We start from the raw sequence: 8,419 nt of genomic DNA on the forward strand, positions 1-8,419 counted from the left end.
CGTTCAGGATTCATCCTGGCCACCGATTAGGGTTGGCGGGCGTGAGGACGCGGACTATCGGGTGGCTCGTGCTGTCAGCGGGGGTGGTCGTCGCGGGCGCTGCACTGTCTTCGGCGCATCGTCCGACGGCATCCCCGATCGCGCTCGCCGATCACGCCGTGCCGCTGGACCCGGCCTCCGACCCGGGCGACGGTTCGCTGCCCGACGGGCGCGCGCTGACCCCGTTCGACGTTCAGAACCCGGCGATCGGACGCTTGGATCCGGCGTTGTTGGCTGCCATCCAGAACGCCGCCACGGCAGCGGGGGAACAAGGCATCACCATGACGATCACGTCGGGCTGGCGATCCCCGGCGTTCCAGCAGCGCTTGCTCGACGAGGCCGTGCAGACCTACGGCAGCATGGCCGCGGCGCGGCAGTACGTGCAGACGCCGGCGGCCTCCAAACACGTCTCGGGCGAGGCGGTCGATGTCGGCGGTGCGGGCGCCGACCAGTGGCTCAGCGCCAACGGACCCCGTTTCGGGCTGTGCCGGATCTACGCCAACGAACCGTGGCACTTCGAGCTCGCCGCGGACCCGGCGGGAAACTGCCCGCCCCTGCTGCCCAACGCGGCGGGTTAGTACGACCGTTTGGAGTCTTGGCTTTGACTTCGGGTTGCGGAGACGTCAACCAACACCTCTGCGGCGGTCTTCGCCCCAGCTACTAGCTGCTGAACCTCGGCCTTGCGTGATTTTCTGTCACCAGTTCGATGAGAGCACGTCTACTCATTTTGTCGAGCTGGTGCGTTAGCAGCCCCTCCACCGCGAACACTCCAAGAGCGGTCCGCGCGGCAATTTCCGCTTCAGCGAAGCCGGCCTCTCGCAGACCATGTGCCAACATGGCCTCAACGAGTAAATGAAAACCGCTGTGCCATTGGTCGATACGAGATGATACGGCGGTTCGCGAGTGCACAACCGTCACCAGATTGTGGTACCGCTCAAGGCGTCGGACGACCCACAGCACTCGCTCGCTGAGTGCCATCTCGGCCAATGTGGCCAATTCTGCGACCGCCTTGCCGACAATCTGCTCAAGCACTCCGACCAGCAGAGCGTCTTTGTCCTCGAAGTACCAGTAGATCGTGGTCGGTGTCACCCCGGCAGCAGCAGCGAGCTGAACCATCGATGTCTTGTCGTACCCGACCTCTGTGAACAGCCGCTCGGCGACCGCGAGTATCTCACCGCGCTTCTCCTCAGGAGCCTGCGGTCGTCGGTTACGGGGCATCGTGACAGCTTATCTTGACTGTCATACAAGAAGCGTTGTAACGTTCTTGTACGTCATACAAGAACGCTTGGCTGCCGCCGCGGCACCGCAAGCCCTCGCCGACCCCGACTCGCAACTGGAGATTCGTGACCGCGACACCCGAACCGACCTTCGCCTTCACCGAGGAGTTCTTCACCTCGGGAGGCGGCGTCCGCTGCGCTGCCCGGGTCTACCGCCCCGTCGGCGCGCAGAGCGCGCGACGGCCGGTGATCGTGATGGCGCACGGATTCGGCGCGGTCCGCGCGCTGCGGCTCGACGCCTATGCTGAACGATTCGCGGCAGCCGGTTACGTCGTCGTCGCCTTTGACTACCGAGGCTTCGGCGAAAGCGAAGGTGAACCGCGGCAGGTACTGAACATCAAGGCGCAACACGCCGACTGGCGAGCGGCCTTGGAGTACGCACGCAAGCTCTCGGACACGGACGGCAACCGTGTGATTGCTTGGGGAACCTCTTTCGCTGGCGGCCACGTCATCACGCTTGCTGGCACAGGGGAACCGCTAGCAGCGATCATTGCCCAAGTGCCCCATATCAGCGGACCAGCCGCCGTTCGAGCTACCGGCCTCCGGGCAAGCCTTCGCCTCGCACCATTCGGTCTACTGGACCAACTGCGGGCGTGGGTGGGCCGTTCTCCGGTGTACGTCGAATCCGCGGGTGCCACCGGGACCACCGCCGTCATGACGACTCCGGATGCCTTGGACGGCATGGAGAAGCTCATCACGGACTCGGGACTGGCCGAGGGTGCGTACCCGACGACCGTCGCCGCGCGCATCGTGTTGCGCATTGGCGCGTACTCGCCGGGGCGACACGCTAAGGGCGTGACCTGTCCGGCGCTGGTTCAGATCGCCGAGCGGGATGCGATCACCCCGACGCACGTCGCGCAGCGGGCGGCCCGCAGGATGGCGCAACCGACCGTGCGAACCTACGACTGCGGCCACTTCGACCCATATGTAGAGCCACTCTTCTCCACCGCCATATCGGATCAACTCGCTTTCCTCGACGAGCACGTCCCCGTCCATCCCGACCGGGTGATGCGGTAGGTGCGGAAAATGCGGCGAAGTTGCGTCGAAAGCCGAGGTACGGGCGGGTATAGAACCTCGGACGAGGCGGGGGACTGAGCACGTTCGCGCTGCTAAACGTGGAGCCGATGACGGGAATCGAACCCGCGTATTCAGCTTGGGAAGCTGATGTTCTGCCATTGAACTACATCGGCGCTGTCGACTGAGAAGGCTAGCATCCCGGGCCCGGCGCGAGGTGGGCTTGCCGAGCCGTCTCTGTCGCCTACGGATCGCCGAACATAGCCGCGCCTGACCCCGACGAACGCTCTCGGCAGCATGCCGAAATCCATCCCGCAAGCATTTCCGCAGCGCGCCGAGTATCCCATCGCCGCTGCTAGACGCTCCAAAAGAATGTTCGGGAACGCGTTCTTACAATCACCACATTTATTCTTTCGTTATTGTGCCGTAATCTGCTCGCGTGGGTCGGCACGCATTACCGAGAAAGCGGCGCAAGCCGTCGATAGCCCTCGCGGCGATCCTCGCCCCGGCCGCCGTCTTCTTCGCGACGGCCGGCGATTTCCACCCGGGCGCCGCGAGCCACCAGGAGGCCGCGCCGGTTGCCGAGGCCGCACCGCACTTCGAGATCGTCGCCGCCGGCCCGTCCGCGCACGCGGGTGCCGGCGTGGCCCGAACCGAACTGGTCCGCGCATCGAGGCTGCGGGTGAGTGACCGGTTCCTGCCCGTCGGGCGCGCGCCGGAGCGGGGTCTGCAAGTGAAGACCATCCTGGCGTCCCGGGCCATCAGCGCGACCTTCCCGCAGATCCACGAGATGGGCGGTGTACGACCGGATCCGCTGCCCTGGCATCCCCGCGGCCTGGCGATCGACGTCATGATCCCCAACCCGACCAGCACTGAAGGCATCGCGCTGGGCGACGCGATCGTGGCGTTCGTGCTGCAGAACGCGGATCGGTTCGCGATGCAGGACGCGATCTGGCGGGGCGTCTACTACACGCCGCACGGCGCCCGGCCCATGGGGATGGGCCACTACGACCACGTCCACGTCACGACATACGGTGGCGGCTACCCCACGGGCGACGAGGTCTATCTCCGCTGAGGGCCCATCCGGCGGCTAGGCTCTTCGCGTGCTGCTCTCCGACCGCGACCTCAGGGCTGAAATCACCACCGGCCGGCTGGGCATCGAGCCGTTCGACGACTCCCTGGTGCAGCCGTCCAGCATCGACGTCCGCCTCGACTGCATGTTCCGGGTCTTCAACAACACGCGCTACACGCACATCGACCCCGCCCAGCAGCAGGACGAGCTCACCAGCCTCGTCGAGCCCGCCAAGGGGGAACCCTTCGTGCTGCACCCGGGCGAGTTCGTGCTCGGTTCGACGCTGGAGCTGTTCAGCCTCCCCGAGGACCTCGCCGGGCGCCTGGAAGGCAAGTCGTCGCTGGGGCGGCTGGGCCTGCTGACCCACTCGACCGCGGGCTTCATCGACCCCGGCTTCAGCGGGCACATCACGCTCGAGCTGTCCAACGTCGCGAACCTGCCGATCACCCTGTGGCCGGGCATGAAGATCGGCCAGCTGTGCATCCTGCGGCTGACCAGCCCGGCCGAACATCCCTACGGCAGTTCGCACGTCGGGTCCAAGTACCAGGGCCAGCGGGGGCCGACGCCGTCGCGCTCGTACCAGAACTTCATAAGATCTACCTAGCTTCTAGGGTCCCCCCGCACCCTCGTTCTGAGGGATCATTAAACGGTCCGTGGTTTCTCCTCCGCCCGACCATGGCTTGGATCGCAACACCTTTGGAGGGGTTGATTTGGATATCGTGCTCGGGGTGTCGATGGCACCGGCGTCCATCCAGATGGTGGTGCTCGAAGGCGAACACGCCGACGGCGCCACCGTGGAAGAGGACGAGTTCGACGTCGCCGCCGCCGACGACCCCGCGACCAACGCCGCGCCCGATCAGGTGATCGCGGCCATCCTCGGCACCCGCGAGGGCGCGGCCGACGCCGGCCTCGAATTGTCGTCCATCGGGGTCACGTGGACCGACCAGCTGGAGGCCGCCGCCCTGCGTGACGCGTTGGCCACTCACAAGATCGAGAACGTCATGCTGGTCTCGGCGTTCCTGGCCGCGACGGCACTGGCCCAAAGCGTCGGCGGCGCAATCGGTTACGAGCGCACTGCCGTGCTGTTCGTCGAGCCCGACACCGCGACGCTCGCCGTCGTCGAGACCTCCGACGGCTCCATCACCGACGTCTACCAGCGACCGATCTACGCCGATTCGTACGACGAGGCCACCTCGCAGCTCGCCGGGCTGGTCGCCCGCCTGAACGACCTACCCACGGCGCCGAACGGGCTGTTCCTGGTGGGTTCGGGCGTCGACATCGCGCCGCTGAAGCCCGGCCTGGAGTCGACGACCCGATTTCACGTGAGCGCCCCGGAGGAGCCGGAGACGGCGCTGGCCCGCGGCGCCGCGCTGGCGGCGGCGAACGCGCCGCTGTTCGCGTCGTCGACCGCCGCGCTGGCATACGCGCAGGACCCGGGCACCGGCGCCCTCGACGAGTACGTCATGCCGGAGTACCTCAGCATCACCGGCGGACCGATCGGCGACGACGAACTCGCCTACAGCGCCGTTCCGGACGACGACGCGAACGCCCAGACCGTCGTCATCGAGAAGCTGTTCCTCCCCGACGAGAGCGAGCCGCGCCGCAGGCCCATGCTGCTGCTCGGCAGCGGGTTGGCCGTCGTCGGGATCAGCGCCGTGCTGGCGCTCGAGATCGCGCTGGCCATCGGCATCCGCACGACGGGGACGGTCGCGTTGCGACCCACACCCGCGCAGAACCTCATCGTGCCGACGCAACAGGCGCCGATCGAAGCGTCCGCGCCGGCACAGAAGATCAACATGCCCGAGCCCGTGGCGGCGCCCCGGCCCATCAGCCCGGCGATCGCCGCGCCGATCCCGGCTGCCCCGGTTCCGGCGGCCCCGCTTCCGGCGGCCCCGCTCCCGGCGGCTCCCGCGCTTCCCGCGCCGGCGGCGCCGATAGTGCCCGTTCCCGTCGTGGTCCCGCCGCTGGCGCCGGTGATCGCGCCACCCGTCCTGGCACCCCGCCTGCCGCTTCCCAACCCGGTGTTCAATCCGCCGGTCATCCAGGCGCCCCGGTTGGCGCCCCCGCAGCCCGTGGTGCCGCAGCCACCGCTGCGGATCCCGGAGCCGGTGACCCCGCCCCAGTTCGGTGGCCCCGGCGGCGGACATCTGCCGATCCCCGGTGCCGGTCCCGGCAGCGAGGGTGGAAGCCACGTCTCGATCCCGGGCGCCGGTCCCGTGCCGATCCCCGGCGCTGGACCCGGCGGCCCGGGTGGAGGCCCCATTCACCTCCCGGGCGGCGAGCCGGGCGGCCCCGGCGGTGGGCCCATCCACATTCCCGGCACCGGACCCGGTGGCGGCGGTCCGATTGGCGGTCCGTTCGGCGGCGGTCCGATCGGCGGCGGCGGTCCGATCGGCGGGGGGCCGATCGGCGGTCCGTTCGGCGGCGGGCACGCTGGCGGTCCGTTCGGCGGCGGCCCGATTGGCGGCGGTCCCTTCGGCGGCGGCGGACACGGCGGCTTCGGTGGCGGTGGCGGCGGCTTCGGCGGTGGCGGTGGCGGCTTCGGTGGCGGCCACGGTGGCGGCGGCCACCACTGATGGCCCAGTCCCGTTCGCGAGCCAGGCTTCGGATTAGGGCGTGGCCGCGGCGGGTAGACCGAAAGGCCGTGGCAGCGTAGCCGTTTCGTTGGCGCGGGAGACAGGGACTGGAGGGCCGTGGACGTCGTACTTGGTGTGTCGATAGCTCCCGAGACGGTGCACATGGTGCTCGTCGAGGGGGAGGCCGCGGGCGGAGTAACCCTCGACCAGGACACCTTTCGCGTCAGCGGTGACGCTCTGGCCGCCGCCGACCAGGTTGCCGCGGCCATCGCCGGGACCCTGCAGAGCGCGGCGCAAGGCGGGTACACGCTCGCGTCCACCGGTGTGACCTGGACCGACCCGGCCAAGGCGGCCGCCCTGCGAAACGTGCTGGCGGCGCACAACTTCCAGAATGTGACGTTCGTCTCGGCCTTCACCGCAGCCGCGACCCTGGCCCAGGCGGTCGGCAGCGCAACCCGGGGCGCGCGAACCGCGCTGCTGTTCGTCGAGCCGAGCACCGCGGCGCTGGCCGTCGTCGACTCAGCCGACGGCTCCGTCGCCCAGATCCGACAGCGGAGCCTCCCGCGCGGCGACGACGCCGGGCTCGACGAGCTGGTTGCCGCGGTACGGGGTGTGGAGGCGACGAGGGCGCGACCTGACGGGCTGTTTCTGGTCGGGTCGGAGGTGGACATCGCGCAGATCAAGCCGGCCCTGGACGCGGCCACGTCGTTGTCGGTCATCGTGCCCGAGGAGCCCGACACGGCGTTGGCGCGAGGCGCCGCGCTGGCGTCGGCGAACGCCCGACTCGGCGCTCCGAGCACGGTGGCCTTGCCGCCGGCGGAGGACCCGGTAACCGGGCGCCAACTCGCCTACAGCGCCGAAGCGGATGCCGAACCCGCCGTCGACCCCGGATCCCTCGCGGAGCCGGAGGAAAGGCGCAGCCGAAAGCCGTTGCTGGCCATAGTCAGTGCGACGGTCGTCTTCGTCGGCGGCGTCCTCGCGCTCGCGGTCGCGCTCGCCATGGGAATCCGTCCGCACGCCGACCAACGCCCGGATGTCAGCCAGAACGTCGTCGCCCCCGCGACCCAGCTGCCGCCGGCGAACGAGGCGCCGGCCGCGCCGCCGCCGGCCCCGGAATCGGTGCCGCCGCAGGCGCCGGCGGCCCCGGCCCCTGGGGCCCCGGCGCCCGGCCCGAACGTCAATCCGCCGCGCCAATGGCTGCCGTCGCACCCCAGGGATGACGACGATCACGGCGCCGACGATTGGCTTCGCCGGCATCTGGAGCACGGCATATTCGGGCCATGACCGCGTAAAATCAACGCCTAGGGGAACACCACGTGTTGACTCGGTAACGCTTCCATCGGGGGATCGCGCGATCGCGAGTCTTGATCTTTTAAGAGTGGCAAACGACTTTGGAGGAGCATTGGACACCGTACTTGGCGTGTCGATGGCGCCGACGGCCGTCCGAATGGTGCTGGTGGAGGGCCAGAACGGGGACGGCGCCACCGTCGATGAGGACAACTTCGACGTCCACGCCGACGACGACGCAGCGACCATAAGCGCGGCCGACCAGGTCGTCTCCGCGATCCTCGGCACGCGCGAGGGCGCGGTGGAGGGCGGCTACCAGCTCGCCGCGACCGGAGTGACCTTCACCGACCCCATCGAGGCCGCCGCACTGCGAGATGCCCTGGCGCAGCACAAGGTCGAGAATGTGATGCTTGTCTCGGCCTTCCTGGCCGCGGCCGCACTCGCCCAGTCGGTTGGCCACCAAACCAATTACGCCCGCACGGCACTGCTGTACATCGAACCCGACACCGCGACGCTCGCGGTGGTCGACAGTGCGGACGGATCGGTCACCGACATCGTTCAGCAGCCGCTGCCCGACGACGACGAGGCGGCGGTGGCACAGCTCACCTCGATGGTCTCGGGCGCCGAGGCGCTTCAGACTCGGCCCGACGCCGTGTTCGTCGTCGGCTCCGGCATCGACCTCCCCCTGATCAAGCCGGCCCTCGAAGCGGCCACCACGCTTCCGCTCGCGGCGCCCGAGGAGCCCGAGACGGCGCTCGCCGGCGGAGCCGCGCTGGCGTCGGCCAACTCTCCGCTGTTCGCGTCATCCACGGCGGCCCTGGCCTACGCGCAGGACCCCGGCACCGGCGCTGTGCCGCCGCTCGCGGTGGCGGCGCCCGGCTACTTCGACAGCCCGGGCACCCTGGCCAAGGACGGCCTGGCCTACAGCGCGGTCCCCGATGACCTCGACGAGCCGTTCCTCGGCGAGCCGACCGGCGCTACCGCCCTCGTCGGCACAGATCACCGGGAGCGCTCGTCTTTCCGCCTGGTGGGGGCCGGGGTCTCGGCGCTCTTCGTCACCGGCGTCGTGGCGCTGGTCGTCTCGCTGGCGGTCGCCATCCGGCCGACGGCGTCGGTGCAGCCCAATCCCGACCAGCACGTCGTGGCGCCCACGC

Annotated in this window: 8 protein-coding genes and 1 tRNA gene; 7 read left to right on the top strand and 2 right to left on the bottom strand. The window is 69.3% G+C overall.

Features of this window, described 5'->3' with window-relative positions:
- Window positions 1–41 precede the first annotated feature (41 nt).
- Window positions 42–617: a M15 family metallopeptidase gene (locus GPY60_RS27255; RefSeq protein ID WP_370462795.1), complete on the top strand. Its 576-nt coding sequence runs from the start codon at window positions 42–44 to the stop codon at window positions 615–617.
- A gap of 82 nt (window positions 618–699) precedes the next feature.
- On the opposite strand, the gene GPY60_RS22460 is transcribed toward GPY60_RS27255, so the two are convergent.
- Window positions 700–1,257 (bottom strand): TetR/AcrR family transcriptional regulator, encoded by a 558-nt coding sequence (locus tag GPY60_RS22460; RefSeq protein ID WP_156689899.1) that lies wholly within the window; start codon window positions 1,255–1,257, stop codon window positions 700–702.
- 125 nt (window positions 1,258–1,382) lie between these two features.
- On the opposite strand from GPY60_RS22460, the gene GPY60_RS22465 reads away from it, so the two are divergent.
- A complete protein-coding gene (locus GPY60_RS22465) occupies window positions 1,383–2,333 on the top strand; it encodes an alpha/beta hydrolase (RefSeq protein WP_156689900.1) in 951 nt (316 codons plus the stop codon).
- Window positions 2,334–2,432: 99 nt separating this feature from the next.
- On the opposite strand, the gene GPY60_RS22470 is transcribed toward GPY60_RS22465, so the two are convergent.
- Window positions 2,433–2,506: transfer RNA gene (locus GPY60_RS22470), tRNA-Gly, on the bottom strand.
- 263 nt (window positions 2,507–2,769) lie between these two features.
- On the opposite strand from GPY60_RS22470, the gene GPY60_RS22475 reads away from it, so the two are divergent.
- From GPY60_RS22475 to GPY60_RS22495, 5 genes are all read left to right on the top strand, one after another.
- Complete coding sequence (locus tag GPY60_RS22475; protein ID WP_156689901.1) at window positions 2,770–3,405, top strand: hypothetical protein; 636 nt, start codon at window positions 2,770–2,772, stop codon at window positions 3,403–3,405.
- A gap of 28 nt (window positions 3,406–3,433) precedes the next feature.
- Window positions 3,434–4,006 (top strand): dCTP deaminase, encoded by a 573-nt coding sequence (dcd, locus tag GPY60_RS22480; RefSeq protein ID WP_156689902.1) that lies wholly within the window; start codon window positions 3,434–3,436, stop codon window positions 4,004–4,006.
- Between the two features lie 115 nt (window positions 4,007–4,121).
- Window positions 4,122–5,978 carry a DUF7159 family protein gene (locus tag GPY60_RS22485; protein WP_370462797.1) on the top strand — a complete coding sequence of 619 codons (1,857 nt, stop codon included), beginning with the start codon at window positions 4,122–4,124 and terminating at the stop codon, window positions 5,976–5,978.
- Between the two features lie 117 nt (window positions 5,979–6,095).
- Window positions 6,096–7,262, top strand: a complete 1,167-nt coding sequence (locus GPY60_RS22490) for a DUF7159 family protein (RefSeq protein WP_370462796.1) — start codon at window positions 6,096–6,098, stop codon at window positions 7,260–7,262.
- 118 nt (window positions 7,263–7,380) lie between these two features.
- Window positions 7,381–8,419 (top strand): DUF7159 family protein (locus GPY60_RS22495; protein WP_444850865.1); only part of this gene is annotated, 1,039 nt, incomplete at its 3' end.

The organism is Mycobacterium sp. Marseille-P9652 (genome assembly GCF_902652685.1).
Taxonomy (GTDB): Bacteria; Actinomycetota; Actinomycetes; order Mycobacteriales; family Mycobacteriaceae; genus Mycobacterium.